A 17,670-nucleotide genomic window follows, 5' to 3' on the forward strand; every position below is an offset into this window, starting at 1 on the left:
CTTGTAAGCTGGAACAGTTATCTCGCATATTTGTCCAAATGCCTGATAAAGGAGGTAATTCTCCTTTCGTCCTGAAGAACTTGCAGGAATTCTTTCTCCGAAGTTGTTTTATCTTTTAAACTTCTATGATTAAATTTCCTGAGCAAAAGGTACATCGTTCGAGGAAAACGCAGCCAGACCTTCAAAAGAGCAAAATCTTCTTTTTTGAGCTTGGTAACCGACTGATATCCATCGAGGATGGAACGAGCGATCGCAAAATTCCATTTATGATCCTTACACGAATTATACAGGACCCTGTATAAATCGTAAGCGCGTAAGTCGACTCGAAGGGTTTCAAAATCGATCAGATGAGTTCCCGTACTATTTAATATAAAATTAGTCGGTCCACCATCTCCATGACACAAGGTAGCCCTATTTCGGCTTCCACTGCAAATTGCCTTATACTTAGACTTGAGTAAACTCTGAGATGCTGCTTTAGAATAGCCCAAAATTTCATGTCCATGCTGCTTAAGAAGATTATCCATACGCCTGTGGTACCCGTTTTTATAGGCAGTAGTTACATGCTTTTTCAAGAAAAGGTGTTGTCCCCGAATCATTCTTGGCCAGCTTCCCAACATGTTAGAAGAACCGGCTTTCAAAAAATCAGCGCTCCGGCCCGCATTATGAAATTTCGCTAAGGCAATTCCGCATGCGCGCATATCTTTACTTGAACGAGGGTTAGGCCATCTTCCTTGTATCCATGGGGTGAGTATATAATTGGTTCTAGAATGTGTTTTTACGAATAATCGTTTCCCTTCCCGCGTCAGTGGCCTTCGCCAGGCGATTTTAGGAAACCCCTTTTTCCTAATTCTAAGGAGTGCTCTATCCATCCAATGCAGACGAGTCACCGGGCAGGGCATACGCTTTAAGCAATGCATACTGCCATCGATCAAGACAACTTTATAAACCCCTTTTTGGACATAGTCTATTCGTTTGGCCTTTACCTTAAACTTGGTAAGCAATGCAGCTGCTTCAGGAGTGTAGTTGTTACCCATTTACTTCCTCCTTTTTAGGCGTACAAATAATTTTTTGTATCGCTCGGCTATATCAGGCCACCGATAGCGCCGCGCCATGAGCTTGGCGTTTCGTATTCTCCACTTTGTTTTCGCTGGGTTTGTCAAGACTTGCTCGATCGATGTTGCGATGGCTTTACTAGTAACGTATGGAATAATTTGTGAGTTTCGATGATTGACAAATTCCTTCAAACCGCCGGCTCGGGTGGAAACAAGGGGGTTGCCATAAGCCATCGCCTCAAGTGCTGTAAGACAAAATGATTCCCCCTGAATGCTTGGTACGACGACTATACCGAAGGATGCATATTTATGTTTTATTTTATGTGGAGGAATGAAGCCCGAAAATCGGACTTTCGATGCAAATCCTTTACGTCGTGCGATGGCAGCAAGTCTATTTCGATATTTGCTAGAGCCTTTGCCGATGATCGTTAAACTGAGCTTACTACGCTTACGCGCCAACATACCCGTAGCCTCTACTAAGGAGGTAACCCCTTTGGACGAAATCATTCTTCCGACGTAGAGAATCTTATGCCAAGGTGCCTTTGATGCATGGGAGGAAGGCGTTATTCCATGGGGGACTACTATTGTCTTTGATGAAGCTTTTGGATATCTCTTCACAATGTTAGCCCGCAACCATTTACTTGGAGCAATGACCCGATCGGCACCTAGAATAATTTCCCTTAAGATTTTTTCCCATCTCTGTCCTGATTCAACTAAAGAGTGGCAAGTGTACACAATGGGAATCCGATACTTTTTCTTGTAAAACAATGCTTCCCTAGCATATTCCAAACTATGCACATGAATAACATCCGGTTTTCTCCTAATATATTTTGAGGCCGCCCGTCTTAAAGAACCGATTTTGTAAGAACGCTTGCTGCTGTCAAAATAAAGTGCAGTTCGGGGAACACCAATTACGAGCAATCCGTTCTGCCGGGTGTACGTTACTTGCTTGCCAGAACCTTGATTCCACACGATCATCTCCATGTTTTTTCTACCCATCGCTTGTGATAGGTTGGTAGCAACAGTTCCAAGACCACCGATGATTAGTGGACTAAACTCCGTTGTCATCACCCAAATGTAAGGAGAACGGAATCCTCCCATATCAGCAACCATCCTTTCCAACGTTTTGATTCGTTCTTCCTTTTGAACTTCAAGCAAAAAATATGTCCACATCTATAAATGCGCGAGCTTGTAAAATGGGCTTTCGCATATATTTAGCTAAAACTGCTTACGCATAATTTATGTAGACAACGAAAAAGTGTTTGGACGATGTTGACAAATAGTGATTAGTACATAGTAGAATCCCAATACCATAAAAAGAAGGGGAACTAGTGGAAAAATACGTACTTGATAGACTCGAGGCATACATCGAAGGACAGGTAAGTGTAGATGGTTTCTGTGGAACTATTCTCATAGCCCAATCAGGTAAATGCCTAATATGTAGAGGATGGGGATTGGCTAATCGAGAACATTTAATACCAAATCAAGTGGAGACAAAATTCCGTATCGGATCTGTTAGTAAACAATTTACAGCCGCAGCAATCTTGTTGAAACGATTTGATCGTCAGAGTAATTCCAATCCGTGGTAATACGAACAAAAATATAAAACGTTGATGAAGGGCATTTTAGCATAACGTTTATTCCACATAAATTTCACCCAAAAGTTAAGTTGACATTGACACAGTGTCAATGTTTTATGATACGGGGGAAAGGAGATGAGATATCCGAATGAAAGAAAATGATCGAAGTGAGACTGCAGCAAGCTATGATTCTGGCACAGCGGGAGTTAATCTCCCATCGGTGAGTGTCATCGGTTTAGGCATGATGGGTTCAGCTCTAGCCCAAACGCTCCTGAATGAAGGACATCAGACGACCGTCTGGAATCGCACGCCAGGCAAGGCTGACGCACTTATGAAGCAGGGGGCGAGGATAGCGAGTTCAGTGAAAGAAGCGATTACAGTGAGCCCGATTGTGGTGATCTGCGTAATGGATTACGGAGCCGTACATGAGATCCTTGAGGAGGCGGGTGAGTTATTGGCCGGCCGGGCGATCGTAAACCTCACAAACGGGACTCCGGCACAAGCCCGTCAAACAGACTCTTGGGTAACCAGCCGGGGTGCCGAATATTTGGACGGCGGGATCATGGCTGTCCCGCAGATGATCGGAACCTCCGGCGCACTTGTGCTGTATAGCGGTTCGGAAAAGGTTTTCCAAACCTATCAGCCGACGCTACAATGTCTAGGGGCCGCGAATTATCTTAGCGATGACCCCGGGTTGGCGGCCCTATACGACTTAGCACTGCTAAGTGCCATGTATGGGATGTTCGGGGGGTTCTTCCATGGAGTTGCCATGGTCCGTTCGGAGCAGATCAAAGCGGAAGCGTTCACGTCCATTGTGATTCCCTGGCTTCAGGCAATGTCGGCCTCTCTGCCTCTGTTGGCGAAGTCGGTTGATGAAGGTGATCACCTAACGAACGTGTCCAGCCTTTATGTCAACCAGGCGGGATTTATTAATTTCATTGACGCGTGTCGAGAGCAGGGCGTGAGTACGGAGCTGATGACACCGATTCAAGAATTGATCAATCGGGGGGTTGCAGAAGGCTACGGTACCGATGGACTTTCGAGGCTAGTTGAGCTTATCCAGAAACCCGTTTCGGTTTAAGCGATTGCCAGCAGCTTGTCGGAATGGTACAGAAAGGTCAGTTCTAGACCATAGAGCTGACCTTTTCTATACCCTTTTCCGCTCATAGAGTTTGGCTTGATTGTTCGGCGGAAGCGATCGCTGTGCTTATCATCGCTTTCTGGCCTCTCATTTTTTCTATACGTTGTTCGAGTTTGCGTTGTACCATAGTCATCGTTTGAATTTGTTGGACGATCTCCGCATGTTTTTCCTCATAGGCCCCGAGCATTTCCTCACAGAACTCATCACTATCATAGGCATCTAAATCTTCATGGCACTTTAAAATTTCAAGAATTTCCTTCGTTGACATACCGAGTTCTAAATAAATTTGTATCGTTTTGATTCGCTTGATGTCTGCCTCGTCAAATTCCCGATAATCATTATCTAAACGCTTTGCGGTCAGCAGCTTTTGCTTTTCGTAATACCGGATAGAACGGGCGCTGACGCCGGTTGCTTTCGAAAGCTGGCTTATTTTCATCGGATAGCCCCTTTCATAAAGATGTTATTTCTATTATATAGGTACCTTCCATTACTTCCAAGCATTGAGCGAAGCGGGAAAATCATTTTCAAAAAAAGAAGCAGCCCACTCCCTTGCGGAACGAGCTGCTTTTTCTCACTTAGAAAATCTATTACTGATGCTTTTGTAAGCATCTTTCAGGCATAGAGGCGCTGTTAATTTCTGGTTTTAACAGCTAATCCACTAAACGATATAGGCCCTACAACATCCACTCTTGTATTTGCAGTAAGATTTTCTGCCGTGACTGTGTAAGCATGGGCACCTGCTTTTACATTTCTATCTTCAGCCTGGAAGGTAACGATATAATTTTGTTCCGAACCCGTAGATTCGATGCCTTGCTGTGTGTTGAAAATTTCTGTGTTATCGCGGAAGACTCTAAAACGAATCTGCGCAATGCCTTTGATACCTCTGACACCAATGGAAGCTACCAAGTCCACCCGATTCGGTTGAGAATTCGCTGGAATCCGTATAGGGATCGATGCTATGCCGGATTTTTGGGGGGAACGCCGAATAGTGAACGATCTGGCCGGATTGAATTTACTAAGCGGCTGGACGGCTGCTTTATCAAGAATACGTACCAAAAATATCAGCTCCTCTTTTTTTTGATACATCAAGATATGTAAGAGATTAGTAAAATGATTGGACAAACATTTAATAGAAGCATCTTTTTGGAAATCTCCACTCATGCTGGTAACAGACGGGTTTGAAATAAAAAAATGAAGCCTCTTTAAAGAGCTCCACGTAGATATATCGCGAATTTTCATTTTCCATTATATGGGTTACCAATGACATAGGGTATAATAAGACTCAGAAACTAAGAAGTACTTACAACAAGGGGAATTAGAATGGTATTAAAAAAAACAAAGCTAATTGTTTCCTTATCGCTTTTGATAATAGGTTTGTCGAGTTTTGGGATTCAAGACATTAACGCATGGGAACAAAAAATACTTATTTATCTTAATGGTAAAGAAAAGACAGATTGGAATCCCCAATTCATAGATGGTCGTGTGTATGTACCAGTTAGGTCCATTGCTGAATCTCTAGGTGCCAAAGTAAGTTGGGATGACCAAAGACATGCTGTAGATATTAATGCCGACATCAAAATGATTGCTTCTATTCCAGAGGAAGAAACGTACCTGTACGCTTTAAATAAAGCTGATAACTTGTATAAAGATCTAATATTAAGTATCAAAGGTGTTAAAAAAGTTTTCAATTGGGACACCATTGCTATGATAGAAGATTTACCGCAATTGTCTTATTTGGATTTGAATAATGATCAAAAGAAAGAGTTGGTTATTATTTTAAGTCAAGGTCATGGCACAGGCTACTCTAATGAAGCTATTCATATTATTAATCCTGAAAACTTTACGGAATATAATATAGAAAATCCACTAGATATCGTTAAAAACAATGTCACAACAAGAATCATATCTGATACTGAAGTTGAGATACAAATAGGTGATGCGATTTCCAAAATAAATGTAAAGGATGTCCCTTATGAATATTCCCAACTGTTCCCGGCTAACATTTCTGAAATTAGATATGAAAATTTTATTCAATATGAAATGTCCAATAATACAATAAAAGCAGCTGTTGGAGTCGAAGGAGATTATTTGAAATCTATAGGGGATATTGTAATCGAATATTCGTTTAAAGATGAAGGGTTTACAATGAATAATATTTCATTTAAGAAAACGAGCTTGCCTAATTGAGCTTGAAACATAACCAAGTAGAATCATTTGCTTTTACCAAGGTACACCAGCAAACTAATTACCGACAAAATCGCAACGATAATAAACATAATAAAAGAAACAGGGTCGCCGCCCATGGATAATGCATCGGAGAGAATTCCTATTTGATAAGTCATAAAACCGGATACTATTAGACAAATACATAGGATAAGGCTGATGGTAAATCCATTCACTAATGGATAGTGCTTCTTCTGGAAGAGCATCACTAACACGGAGACAATTAGAACAATGATCAACAATAGATAGATCGGTCTGAAATTGGTAAAAACATTTGCAGTCTCCATATAATCCCCCTGTCACCTGCATTGTGAATCTTGTTTGCGATGCCTCTTTTCTACTATTCTTCGAACCTCATTATTAGTATATTTCTTCCAGAAGCTGATGACAATTCGGTAGTGAAATTAGAATCTTCCTTCTTCGCTCGTCTTAATACATTGAGTAAAGAAAAGCACTTCTCTACCCCCTCTCGAGAGTAAAGAAATGCTCTTGGTACAAACCTAACGTATCGTTATCCGAACGCAGGCTTAATAATTTGTAAATTCAGGACCGGTGTATTCGGTAGGAATCACAATTTCACCAGATTTGATTTTATCGGCGAAAGCTGCAATTTTGTCCTTCACATCTTGTGGAACAATAGGTGACAGGGCAAGACGAACGGCATCCGGATTCTCAAGCCCGATTTTTTTCACCGTATTCGGCTTCCATGTGCCTTCCGTCAAATCTTTAATTGCTCCGTATACAGTCAGGCTTGCATCCGAAATCGCAGATCCAATGAAAACATCAGGTGCATCGGCATAATAATCGCGAACGTTAGCGAATTGGTATACGCCGTTCTCGCGTGCCGCTTCGGTAACGCCGTTACGGGCCATGTTCAGCATGGTGAAGATCATATCCGAACCCGCGTTAATTTGGGCTTGTGCAACTCTTTTCGCTAGGTCAGCATCTTCCTGATTGCCTGTAAACGTGGTAAGGAGCGTTGCGTTAGGATTCGTGTATTTCACACCGTCGGCAAAGGCCGCGCGTCCCGCTAGGCCGGGACCTACGCGTGCGCCGGAAATATGGGAAACTACGTTGGTTTTAGTCAAAAGTCCTGCTGCTGCGCCCGCCAGCCATGCGGATTCTTCTTGCTTAACTTGATAGCTGGACAGGTTGTTGCCGGTCAAATTCGTTTGTGTATTCACAAATTTTATTTTTGGATATTCCTTGGCTACGAGCTTCACTGCTTCCGAGCTTTGCCCTGCATGAGCAATGATCATATCCGGATTTTTCTTAGCCAATTGACGCAATGCATCCGCGATTTGTGCGGTATCATGCGGGATATTTTCCACGTAGGTCGCTTTGATTCTGAAATCCTCTTCTGCCTTTACCAATCCGCGGTAAGCAGATTCCATAAAACCGCCATCCTTGGATGAACCTGGAATCAATAGGGCGACTTTAGCCTTTTTATTATTGGTGTGAGACGGGTCCTTGCTAGCTTCTGCAGTAGCTAAACCGGATGTAAATACAAGTGCCATAGCCAAGCTCGACAAAGCCAATTTCGAAAGAAGTTTTTTCAAGATGTACCCCTCGTTTCCAAAAAGTAGTTTTGTCCGGACAAATCAGAGAATAAACTAGACTTCATTTTTTGTCAAATTATGCCGAAAAGAAATAGAGGAGGTGAAACAATTTTCGCGGAAAAACGTCATTTGCAGGCCTATTTTCCCTAGGACAACCATGACGATTATCCTAAAATTCGACATTTCGGTACGTAAAGTAAGTATTTAGTTTTAGTAAAGAGGTCTTGTATTTTTCAAAACGCTATATTATACTTTGGCCAAACGATATACCCATATCACGAAAAAGGCAAACTTCTCGAAAGAGGGGGACGCAAAGCTTCGGGCCTAAGGATTTTGATCTACGGCAGCCGGGCCACCGAAAAATGGGGGGAAGTCCATCCCTTTTTTTGGGGATGGACTTTTTTTGCCTTGTCAAAATGTTTGAGTTCTTTAAAGTGATAAAGCGTTTAGTGTCTCATTACACAAATATTTCAATGGGGGATGCTTGGATCATGAAGTTTATCCAGAACTTGCGAATCAAAACGAAAATAGGCGGAATGCTGGGGCTTTCCATCGTGTTCCTGCTCATTATCGGCATTACAGGCTATTTCGTCATGGACAAGATGGCTAACAATGCCCGCGTTATGTACGAAGAAACCTTGATCCCGAATAGTCTTGTTGAAGGGCTTCTGTTCGGTAATTCGCAAATGGATTCCTTGCAGCTTGAATTGCTGCTGGCGAAAGATGAAGCGATTATTAAACAAATTCAACAGCAAATTACTCAAACCCGCGATAAAAATCAGGCTATACGAAAAAATCTCGAACAAATCACGTTGTCCCCGAGAGCACAGGAGCAGTACCAGCACTTCGTCGATTTAATCCCTAAAAACAACGATGCCAAGAAAAAAGTAGATGAATTGGCCGTTGCCAACCAAAAAGAAGCGGCGCATAAGGAATATGTAAATTCGTTCAAGCCGATCCGTGCGGAGATGATTCAAAGCCTGGAGAACGTTGTTAAGTACAATGAAGAGGATGCCAAAATCTTTTACGATAAAAGTATTGAAAGCTCCAAGGTGGCAACTTCCATCATCATTGTTGTTACAGTGCTTGCCGTTGTTCTTTGCTCCTTGATCGGGTATGGCGTTGCTAATATGATCACCAGACCGGTCCGCAGTATCCAGCAATTGATGGCTAAAGCGCAGGACGGGGACTTAACGGTTAACGCTACATACCAATCCAAAGACGAAATCGGTCTTCTTTCGAAGGATTTCAACGGAATGATCGCGAGCCTTAGAGAAATCATTGCGAAGATCGTCTATGAATCTCAGAACTTGTCTGCAAGCTCGGAGCAATTAGCAGCGAGCTCGGAGCAATCCGCCCAAACCACCCATCATGTCGTTGCGGCCATTCAGGACATTGCCGGAGGCGCAGATCAGCAGATGCAGAGTACTACCGAGAGCGTAAGAGCAATGGAAGAGATGGCGACCGGCATTAATCGGATTGCAGAATTTTCGGGCAACGTATCCGCCATGTCCATGGAAGCTTCCAAGGAAGCTGAGGAAGGCAACATTTCGATCCAGAAAGCCATGTCCCAAATGGATATGATCCGGGAATCCGTGAGCGATTCAGCCAAGGTGGTTAATCAACTGGGGAAACGTTCCGATGAAATCGGTCAAATTGTCGATGTTATTACTGATATTTCGATGCAAACCAATCTGCTTGCGTTGAATGCCGCCATTGAAGCTGCGCGAGCGGGCGAACACGGAAGAGGCTTTGTCGTCGTAGCCGACGAGGTTCGGAAGCTGGCGGAGCAGTCGCGGCAATCGGCGGAGCAGATCGCGGAGATTATTCAGCAAATTCAAGGTGAAACCCGTTCTGCGGTGATCGCCATGGAGAAAGGCAGCAAAGAAGTAGAGCATGGAACCGTGATCATGCAGGAGGCGGGAGAAGCTTTCCGCAACATTATGAATGCGGTGCAGCAGGTCGCTTATCAGATGCAGGAGGTCTCTGCGGCATCGGAGCAAATGTCGGCAGGCACCGAGGAGATTACCGCTTCTCTCCATGATATGAGCAGCATTACAGAAGCCGCCTTCTCGAAGACGGAAAGTGTAGCGGCCGCCTCAGAGCAGCAGCTGGCTACAATGGAAGAAATTTCGGAATCCGTGAATGCATTGACACGGATGGCTCAAGAGCTGCACGAGATGACTTTGCGCTTTAAGAGCTAATTGCCCCCAGCCGAGGGAAATCATATCAAACCGCTGTTGGTTCTAACCGGCAGCGGTTTTTGCATATTATCCTATTCATAATCGGCTGCATCATTTAAGATAGGGGTAGCAGACAAATCTATACGATGGAGGGCTCAGCACACACAAAAGCAAAGGAGTATAATAATGAAGGAACATACCAAGGGGTACCAGCTTCATACAGCGATCGCCGATAAAAAGGTGACCTGGCTGGAGCTGTTTTATGATTTACTTTTTGTAGCAGCCGTTTCCAAGGCAGGTCATGTCTTGCTGCATACCGAAGCCGGCTCCATTCCGGCAGAATACTTTACGAAATTCTTCCTCATCTTCGTTCCAATCTGGTGGGCATGGGTAGGGCAGTCGCTCTTTGTCAACCGGTTCGGACAAGATATCTTTTCCCACCGAATCATGCTGATCCTGCAATTATTTTTTGTATTGATCATGACGGCCAGCTTGTCGGTCGATTTTGACCAATACTACGTTCCATTTTTAATAGGCTATGTGGGTTTAAGAGCTATGACCGCCATCCAATATCTTTTGGTGCATAAGAAAGAGGAAGCCGGCCGAAGGACCACGGCCCGTTATTTGGGAAGCAGCTTCTGGGTAGGCTTGGTGATCTCCGCTTTATCATTATTCTTTGACTCGTGGATTCGTTATGCCGTTTTGTATGCGGGAATTGCTGTAGATATGTTACTCCCCTTAATCGGTCGGAAGTACTTGGTCAAAAGCCCGATCCATACGCATCATTTATTAGAACGCTTCTCCTTGTTTACACTCATTCTTCTAGGCGAATCGGTTGTCAGCATCCTTTCCGTATTGCAGTCGAGCCATTGGACGTGGCAGACGATTTTATTTGCATTGCTCACGTTTCTATTTATTATCGCGATGTGGTGGCAGTATTTTGACAATGTCGAGAAAAAGGTGGACAAGACGCTGGAGACGGCCGGGCAAACGATCATTTATGGCCATTTGTTTATTTATTCATCCCTGTGCATGATCGCTGCTTCGATCCAATTGTTATTTTTGGAACAGCTGCATTATAAATATATGTTATGTTTTATTTTTGGATCGGTATTGCTCTACTTCTTTTCGACCTCGCTGGTCTTCCACAGATATAGACATGTCCATCAAAGATTGCGGATCTCTCATTTGGTCTTATTCTTAGGAATGCTAGGCGTATTTTTTGCGGCGGATTGGTTATTCCTAATGCCCAATACCGTCATCATTGGAGAATTGATGATCTTCTTTGCGGTCTATGCTAAATTAACGACTTGAGTTAAAAAACGTCGGGCCAACGGGACACATTAGCTTTCTAACAACTACGACGCAATTGCCGTTACAAAATATGAATAGAGGTGTCAATGATGAAAGTCGCGATAATCGGTGCAACCGGGCACATTAATTATGTGTTCGGCGGGCTGCGCGAGCTGCCGGACGTCACGCTGGCCGCCGTATCGGTCGGGTCCGCAGGAGAGACGATGGACAAGGTCATTCATACGGCACAGAAGGAGGGCCATTCGCCCGTCGTTTATGCGGATTACATGAAGCTGTTGGATGATGTCGAGCCGGATATAATTGCAGTCGCGTGTTATTTTCACGACCACGCCCGAATTACAGCGGAGGCGCTGCGGCGAGGCATCCATGTGTTTGTCGAAAAGCCAATCGCGACGAATCTGGACGACTTGGCTATGCTGCGTGAGGTTTATGCAGCTGCAAAGGACAAAGGCGTACATCTTGCCGCGATGCTAGGCATTCGATATCATCCGGCTTTTTTGACGGCATGGCATGCCGTTAGCGGCGGCGCGTTGGGTGAAGTGCGGCTGCTGCAAGCGCAGAAGTCATACCGGCTCGGCCGCCGGGGCGAGCCTTTTACGAAGCGGCATACCTATGGAGGCACGATTCCCTGGGTCGGCAGCCATGCTATTGATTGGGTCCACTGGTACAGCGGCCAAAGGTTTGAAACGGTGTATGCGACTCATTCCACCTTATTTAATGAAGGGCACGGCGAGCTGGAGCTCACGGCACAGTGCCAATTTACGATGTCCGGCGGAGCCGCCGCCTCGGTCAGCATCGACTACTTGCGGCCGAACGAAGCGCCGTCGCACGGCGACGACCGGATTCGCATCGCCGGAACCGCCGGCGTGCTCGAGGTCCGGGATCAGCAGGTATTGCTGATCAATGAGCGGCAAATCGGCGTGCAGGAGCTGCCGCTGGTGCCCAAGCGCGAAATATTTGCCGACTTCGTGCGGCAAATTAATGGAGAAGGGCGCTGTCTGGTCAGCGCCGAAGATTCCTTTTACGTGACGGAAGCGTGCCTGCGAGCGCTCGTATCGGCCGATGAGAAACGAGTCGTTCATTTTGAATAAGCCTAGAAATAAGAAGCTGCTTCTGTTGGTTATTTCCCTGTTTCTGCTCTTACTGCCCATCCTTTTCATGGTTGATTACAATAGGGCATTAAACGATAGACCGCCGCTTTTTGCAATCAAGACACAGGTATACAAAGATGGAGGAACATCCATCTATTTAGGAATTGGCTATCAGGTTATCGACTATAACCAAGTAGACGGAAGAAAGGATATTGTTTTTAAATCGGTTTTCGTTTCTAACGGAAGCTGGGTTCCCTATCGGCTAGTAAAAAACGTAAGTTAGTTAAACAGAGGTGAGTTCTATGATCATTCGAGAGAAATGTTCCTGTCCGCTAGAGATTGTTCATGACATTATCAAAGGCAAGTGGAAGACGATGATCGTCTTTCAATTGAGAAGCGGGAGCTTGTCCTTAGCTCAACTGGAGCGGGATATTGACCAGATTACCCAGAAGATGCTGCTACAGCATTTAAGAGAGCTTCAATCCTGCGGGATCGTTGATAAAATCAAAACGGAAGGCTATCCGCTGCATGTTGAATATTATCTGACGGACCGCGGAAGAAAGCTGTTGGATGCGGTATTGATTATGCAGGAGATAGGCATTGAATACATGGTGGAGCTGGGGCAAACCGAGCTTCTTGACCGCAAAGGCATCAGCTATTAAGAAATTGTATCCATGGCAAAATCCATACCCACAAAAAAGTGGGTAATTCACGGTTCACCTTACCGATACTATAATACTTTTCAGAACCAAATTTAACTACAGGTAAAGGAGCCGTGAACCATGAATACAGCGTTACTTATAGTAGACATTCAGAATGATTATTTCCAAGGAGGCAGAAACGAGTTATTCAATACCGATAAAGCGGTAACCCATGCACAAGAAGCCTTGTCGTTGTTCCGGGCGAAGAGTTTGCCAGTCACTCATATTCAGTGTATTCTACTGGAGGAGAATGCTTCATTTTTCCTGCCCGGTACCGAAGGGATTCAAATTCATGAACGAGTACGTCCCTTATCGGATGAAAAAGTGATTGTTAAACATACTCCGGACAGCTTTTTTCAAACGGAGCTGCAACATCATCTTGACTCGATGAATGTAACGCGGTTAGTCATTTGCGGCATGATGAGCCATATCTGCATTGATTCGACTGTGAGAACCGCACACCGCCTGGGATATGAAGTCATCTTGCTCGGTGAGGCTTGTACCACCAAAGATTTAGTATGGGATGATACAGTCATTCCTGCAAAAACCGTTCATGATACCTTTATGGCCTCCTTGCAGGGTACCTTTGCCCAGGTCATAGAGACCGGCACTCTTCGCGATATGATATAATAGACTTTCTCATTTCAATTAAATACAAGGGAGCGGATCGCTTAAGGCGGCTGCTCCCTATTTTAATTCCTTAACCCAGATTTCACTCCTGTCACAATTCGGGCTTCACGGGTCGTTTAATATAGTAATGCCGGCAAACATCAGGAGGTGAACCCATTGGAACAACCAAGCCCCGGGGCACAACAGGTTGAACATCATTCAGAAGCGATCGATACTGCCATAGAACGGGTGGTATCAGGCGATAAACAAGCGTATGCCATTATCATTCGCGAATATGAAAAGAAAATTTATACTTATTGCTACTGTATTCTGAAAAGCCGTGAGGGAGCGGAGGATGCGGTACAGGAAATATTTCTAAAGGCGTATCAGAATTTGTCCCGTTACGAGAAGCAGGCATCCTTGCTCACATGGCTCTACAAAATTGCGTACTTTCATTGTGTGGATCTTATTAGAAAGCAGAGCCGCTGGCACCGTCTCCTATCGCTTTGCAAAGAACGGCTGTCCTTATCGGCTCCAACGTATGTTAATTACACCGAGCAAGCTGTCAACGAAATGCTGATGCATCTGAACTGGGAGGAGAGGAATATTTTGCTGCTTCGAGTGGTTGAACAATACAGCTTTGAGGAAATAGGCAAAATTATGGGCTGCAAACCGGCAACTCTGCGTCAGAGATTCGCGCGGCTTCGAAAAAAACTAATCAACCAAAGGATACAGGAAGGAGGTGCAGCCAATGGAGAAGTGGCCGAACGAACCTGAATCATGGAATTTGCTGCATATCCGACGCACCGTTCAGAGGATGGAGATGCCTGTCAACAGCTTCAGCGACAAAATAATGAGCAGGCTCGAGGAGCCGACATCCATTGCAAACAAAAGCAATCGTATGCGAAAGGCATTCATGGTTACTTCAGCAGCAGCGATATTGGGAGTCTGCATCATCAGCAGTGCTCTTGTTTCGCCGGCAATGGCAGCATCTCTGAAGAATGTTCCGTTGATGAGCAGCATCCTCAAGCTAGTGGGAGATTTCACAGGCAATGCCTTCACATTCAGCAAGCCAGAGCCGTGGAGCATGGGGGAAGATTCCGGGATGACGTATAAGATGGACGGGTCCGAGTACAGTCAAATCATGCTGAATGCAAGAGGAGAGCTTAAAAATGTTCATCTGGATGTGAAGTGGAGCGATTTGAAGGACTCCTACAAAAAAGAGATGGAGGCGGCACTGCAGCAAGTATTCCCTGGCCAAAATATCGCAGTCGATACCGTGGGGATCTCGGTACAATACGGTCTCCCGGATGATTCACCTATCAAAAGCGGCGCCTTGTATCTGAATACCCGTGTCAATAATACCTTCATCGAGCTGGAGAACGGCAAGCTGCACAGAGTGGTTAAGAGCCTTGCAAATGAGGAAGTAGATTTGGAGGCGCTAAAGACGGCTGAATCCGTATTTGTCGGCAATGGTCTGGAAGGCTTGAAGAAAGGGCCGTTGAATAATCCGCTATTGATAGTCCAGGACGGCAAGGAGGCGTATGAGTTTCATTTTGCCGCTTCCGATAAGTTTCCGGTATTTGTTACCGTGGAAAAGGGAACTCGCAAAATTCTCAAAGTAAATGCAAGTGACCTGCAGGACAAGATAGACAAGTTCCCTGACGTCTTCGATACCATAGAGGGATATACCGAAGCTGAACTGTTGAAAAATGCGAAGGTCCAGGCAAAGCAATTATTGAAAATCGATTTGGAAGGCTATCAAGCAGCCAAGGATCCTAAAATGATGGCCGTCGTTTATTTTACCAAATCAGGCGCACCCACGGTGATGGGTCAATATAATTCAAAGGGACAATTCTACAATTTGGAATATGACGAACCGATCAGAAAAGCTGAATAGTTAGACTTTAGCTAATCTTCAAAAAGGGATGGATAGTAATGAAATTAGGTCGACTGGGGTTAACCGCCGGATTGGTTTTATCCGTCATGATGGCGGGATGTGATTCCGGCAGCTTAGCCGGGACGGGAGGAGAAAAGTCCTCCAATATGGTAAAACCGCTTGGTAAAGACGAAAAGGCGAGTATTAAAGTGGCTTATTACGATAAAAATTCTTTTCTCCAGATGTACGGAAATATGTTTTCTGTGAAATATCCGAATATAGATGTTCAGGTTGTCTCCATGCAGGATACGAGTGGCCCGGGCTTTCAAAAGCTCATCGATGACGAACAGCCGGATGTGCTTGTATTCCATTCGCCGGAGAGATTTAAAGAATGGGCAGAACAAGGGAGGCTTTATCAGCTGGACCCTGTTATCCGCCAGGACAAGTTCGATACGGAAAACATTTTGCCTAACGTCATGGATCTGCTCAAATCGAAGGGCGGCGGTAACATTTACGGCTTGGCCCCGTCCTTCTACAGCCAGGCACTGTTCTACAATAAAGATTTATTTGAGAAATTCGGTGTGCCGCTCCCGCACAATAAAATGAGCTGGGAGGAAGTGCTTCAGCTGGCCAAACGATTCCCGAAGGATGGACATGGGAATGACCGTATCTACGGATTTGCCAGGAATTCTGCCGATTGGATTGTAAGCGAGAATAAGGCTCTTGGTTACTATTTAATGAACAGCATCGGAACAACACACGGATTAGAGGATATGGATCCCGTTAAAGGGACGGTGACTCTCCAATCGGAGGGGTGGAAGCATGCACTTGGTTTGGCCGCAGATGCTTTAAAGTCGGGAGCGGTTTATACCGGTAAGACAAGTGATCCGGCCGATTCGAATGAGGCTTGGCTGAAACGAGACTTGTTCGTCACCGGCAAGGTCGCCATGACTCTGGAATCTCCTTATATGATTAACAACATTGTGCGGGCTAAGGAGGAACTGAAGGATGTCAATCCTGTCAATTGGGATATCGTTACGGTGCCGGTCGATCCGAAGAATCCCGATGCTTCAAGCACTATTGACGTATCCGAAATTTTCGCAATCAATGCCAAATCATCCAACCCGAGAGCAGCCTGGGAGCTTGTCAAATACATTAACAGCGACGAAATGGCGAAGCAGTTGGCCAAAACCGAACAATTCGGCTTTCTTTCAAGAACCGCTTATGTGAAGGAACGGGATGGCCGTGATTTGGAGCCATTTTATATGCTGAAAATGAGTAACCGGGGTCTTCAAGCCGGGGAGCAGGTACCTTCGGAGTTTTATGCAACCTTCAACGAAATGGCGGGAAACGAGGTCCAACTGGTAGTTGACGGAAAGAAGTCCATAGATGAAGCGCTAAACACAATGCAGACTAAGGGTCAGGAAATCTATAATGCAGTCAAGCAAAAACAGTAATGATTTAACATGCTTCACAGAAGAATATATAAGGGCTGCCTGGGCAGCCCTTAGTCTTTTTGTAAGTACAGTTATTTGATAGAATCTTTCGTGGCTTTATACATAGTTTCTGTGTATTCGTCAATTTCATCTCGCGACATGCGTAAACGATTTACCGAAGTACCATAGCCAATTTCCTTCTTGCCCTCTTCCAACCCCTTGAAAATTCCATCTGCGAATGCATCTAAAGGTTCCCCTTGCGTATGCAGCCCGGCCCCGCCTAATTCCGTATTCACTGCCGGAGGAGCAACCTCAATGACTTCAACAGACGTGTCGGAAAGCTGGTGTCGTAGACTCATTGTAAAGGAATGCAGGGCTGCTTTCGTTGCTGAATAAATCGGAGCAATAGCAAATGGTGTAAAAGCTAACCCGGATGTCACGTTAATGATAGCCGCTTCTTCTTTTGCTGCCAAAAAAGGAGCGAACAGCATGGAGAGATGGAAAGGTGCTTCCAGGTTAGTTGTGATTTCTTTACTGAAATAACTCCAATTGTTCCTAGCGTCTGCTTTTAATACATTGAAGCGTTGTTGGATTCCTGCATTGTTAACTAATACATTCACTTCCGGATAGTTCGCAGTAACCCAATCAAACAATGCTGAACGTTCGGATTCAATGTCCAAATCAATTACACGGGTAATCAGGCTGGGGAATTGTTCTTTCGCCTTTTGAAGCACCTGTTCACGTCGGCCGCACACGATAACACGATTTCCCGCTTTTATAAAGCGTTCGGCAAAAGCTAATCCTATTCCAGTGCTTCCGCCTGTAATAAGGATTGTATTTCCTGAAAGCTTCATTATGAGTTCCTCTTCTCCATAAAGTTCTTAGATTCATTATTTAATTAT

17 protein-coding genes and 1 riboswitch are annotated in these 17,670 nt (G+C 44.8%); of the genes, 11 read left to right on the forward strand and 6 right to left on the reverse strand.

The window, feature by feature from the left end; all coding sequences use genetic code 11:
* Nucleotides 1–17 precede the first annotated feature (17 nt).
* Together ABEA66_RS02500 and ABEA66_RS02505 are read right to left on the reverse strand one after the other, a co-directional pair.
* Entirely contained in the window at nucleotides 18–1,034 is a 1,017-nt protein-coding gene (locus ABEA66_RS02500) for a phosphotransferase (protein WP_345585743.1), read from the reverse strand.
* Entirely contained in the window at nucleotides 1,035–2,210 is a 1,176-nt protein-coding gene (locus tag ABEA66_RS02505) for a glycosyltransferase family 4 protein (protein ID WP_345585745.1), read from the reverse strand.
* Nucleotides 2,211–2,383: 173 nt separating this feature from the next.
* Here ABEA66_RS02505 and ABEA66_RS36275 point away from each other — a divergent pair, with 173 nt between their 5' ends.
* Both ABEA66_RS36275 and ABEA66_RS02510 read left to right on the forward strand, forming a co-directional pair.
* Entirely contained in the window at nucleotides 2,384–2,641 is a 258-nt protein-coding gene (locus tag ABEA66_RS36275) for a serine hydrolase (protein ID WP_377740307.1), read from the forward strand.
* Nucleotides 2,642–2,780: 139 nt separating this feature from the next.
* Complete coding sequence (locus tag ABEA66_RS02510) at nucleotides 2,781–3,713, forward strand: NAD(P)-dependent oxidoreductase (protein WP_345585747.1); 933 nt, start codon at nucleotides 2,781–2,783, stop codon at nucleotides 3,711–3,713.
* 82 nt (nucleotides 3,714–3,795) lie between these two features.
* On the opposite strand, the gene ABEA66_RS02515 is transcribed toward ABEA66_RS02510, so the two are convergent.
* Together ABEA66_RS02515 and ABEA66_RS02520 are read right to left on the reverse strand one after the other, a co-directional pair.
* Entirely contained in the window at nucleotides 3,796–4,209 is a 414-nt protein-coding gene (locus tag ABEA66_RS02515) for a MerR family transcriptional regulator (RefSeq protein WP_079912825.1), read from the reverse strand.
* 194 nt (nucleotides 4,210–4,403) lie between these two features.
* A complete protein-coding gene (locus tag ABEA66_RS02520; protein WP_079912824.1) occupies nucleotides 4,404–4,829 on the reverse strand; it encodes an exosporium protein C in 426 nt (141 codons plus the stop codon).
* A gap of 264 nt (nucleotides 4,830–5,093) precedes the next feature.
* Between ABEA66_RS02520 and ABEA66_RS02525 the strand changes: the two genes are divergently transcribed.
* Nucleotides 5,094–5,960, forward strand: coding sequence for a stalk domain-containing protein (locus tag ABEA66_RS02525; protein WP_345585752.1), 867 nt, complete (start codon nucleotides 5,094–5,096; stop codon nucleotides 5,958–5,960).
* 563 nt (nucleotides 5,961–6,523) lie between these two features.
* Here the strand turns inward: ABEA66_RS02525 and ABEA66_RS02530 are convergent.
* Nucleotides 6,524–7,555, reverse strand: coding sequence for a BMP family protein (locus ABEA66_RS02530; protein WP_345585754.1), 1,032 nt, complete (start codon nucleotides 7,553–7,555; stop codon nucleotides 6,524–6,526).
* 275 nt (nucleotides 7,556–7,830) lie between these two features.
* A riboswitch (cyclic di-GMP riboswitch) is annotated at nucleotides 7,831–7,915 on the forward strand.
* 131 nt (nucleotides 7,916–8,046) lie between these two features.
* Here ABEA66_RS02530 and ABEA66_RS02535 point away from each other — a divergent pair.
* From ABEA66_RS02535 to ABEA66_RS02570, 8 genes are all read left to right on the forward strand, one after another.
* Nucleotides 8,047–9,759, forward strand: a complete 1,713-nt coding sequence (locus ABEA66_RS02535; RefSeq protein WP_179136163.1) for a methyl-accepting chemotaxis protein — start codon at nucleotides 8,047–8,049, stop codon at nucleotides 9,757–9,759.
* A gap of 204 nt (nucleotides 9,760–9,963) precedes the next feature.
* A complete protein-coding gene (locus ABEA66_RS02540; protein WP_079912865.1) occupies nucleotides 9,964–11,052 on the forward strand; it encodes a low temperature requirement protein A in 1,089 nt (362 codons plus the stop codon).
* A gap of 86 nt (nucleotides 11,053–11,138) precedes the next feature.
* Nucleotides 11,139–12,143: a Gfo/Idh/MocA family protein gene (locus ABEA66_RS02545; RefSeq protein ID WP_345585756.1), complete on the forward strand. Its 1,005-nt coding sequence runs from the start codon at nucleotides 11,139–11,141 to the stop codon at nucleotides 12,141–12,143.
* A gap of 302 nt (nucleotides 12,144–12,445) precedes the next feature.
* On the forward strand, nucleotides 12,446–12,805 hold the full coding sequence (locus ABEA66_RS02550) for a winged helix-turn-helix transcriptional regulator (protein ID WP_079912820.1): 360 nt from the start codon (nucleotides 12,446–12,448) through the stop codon (nucleotides 12,803–12,805).
* Nucleotides 12,806–12,925: 120 nt separating this feature from the next.
* Nucleotides 12,926–13,474, forward strand: coding sequence for a cysteine hydrolase family protein (locus ABEA66_RS02555; protein WP_079912819.1), 549 nt, complete (start codon nucleotides 12,926–12,928; stop codon nucleotides 13,472–13,474).
* A 147-nt stretch (nucleotides 13,475–13,621) separates the two neighbouring features.
* Nucleotides 13,622–14,230, forward strand: coding sequence for an RNA polymerase sigma factor (locus ABEA66_RS02560; RefSeq protein WP_377768406.1), 609 nt, complete (start codon nucleotides 13,622–13,624; stop codon nucleotides 14,228–14,230).
* Nucleotides 14,205–15,353: a DUF4179 domain-containing protein gene (locus tag ABEA66_RS02565; RefSeq protein ID WP_345585762.1), complete on the forward strand. Its 1,149-nt coding sequence runs from the start codon at nucleotides 14,205–14,207 to the stop codon at nucleotides 15,351–15,353. The genes ABEA66_RS02560 and ABEA66_RS02565 overlap by 26 nt, the downstream gene beginning before the upstream one ends.
* A gap of 38 nt (nucleotides 15,354–15,391) precedes the next feature.
* A complete protein-coding gene (locus ABEA66_RS02570) occupies nucleotides 15,392–16,789 on the forward strand; it encodes an ABC transporter substrate-binding protein (protein ID WP_345585764.1) in 1,398 nt (465 codons plus the stop codon).
* Nucleotides 16,790–16,860: 71 nt separating this feature from the next.
* Here the strand turns inward: ABEA66_RS02570 and ABEA66_RS02575 are convergent, their stop codons facing one another.
* Nucleotides 16,861–17,622, reverse strand: a complete 762-nt coding sequence (locus ABEA66_RS02575; protein ID WP_345585766.1) for an SDR family oxidoreductase — start codon at nucleotides 17,620–17,622, stop codon at nucleotides 16,861–16,863.
* Nucleotides 17,623–17,670: the final 48 nt, after the last annotated feature.

This window comes from Paenibacillus vulneris, from assembly GCF_039543185.1.
GTDB lineage: Bacteria > Bacillota > Bacilli > Paenibacillales > NBRC-103111 > Paenibacillus_S > Paenibacillus_S vulneris.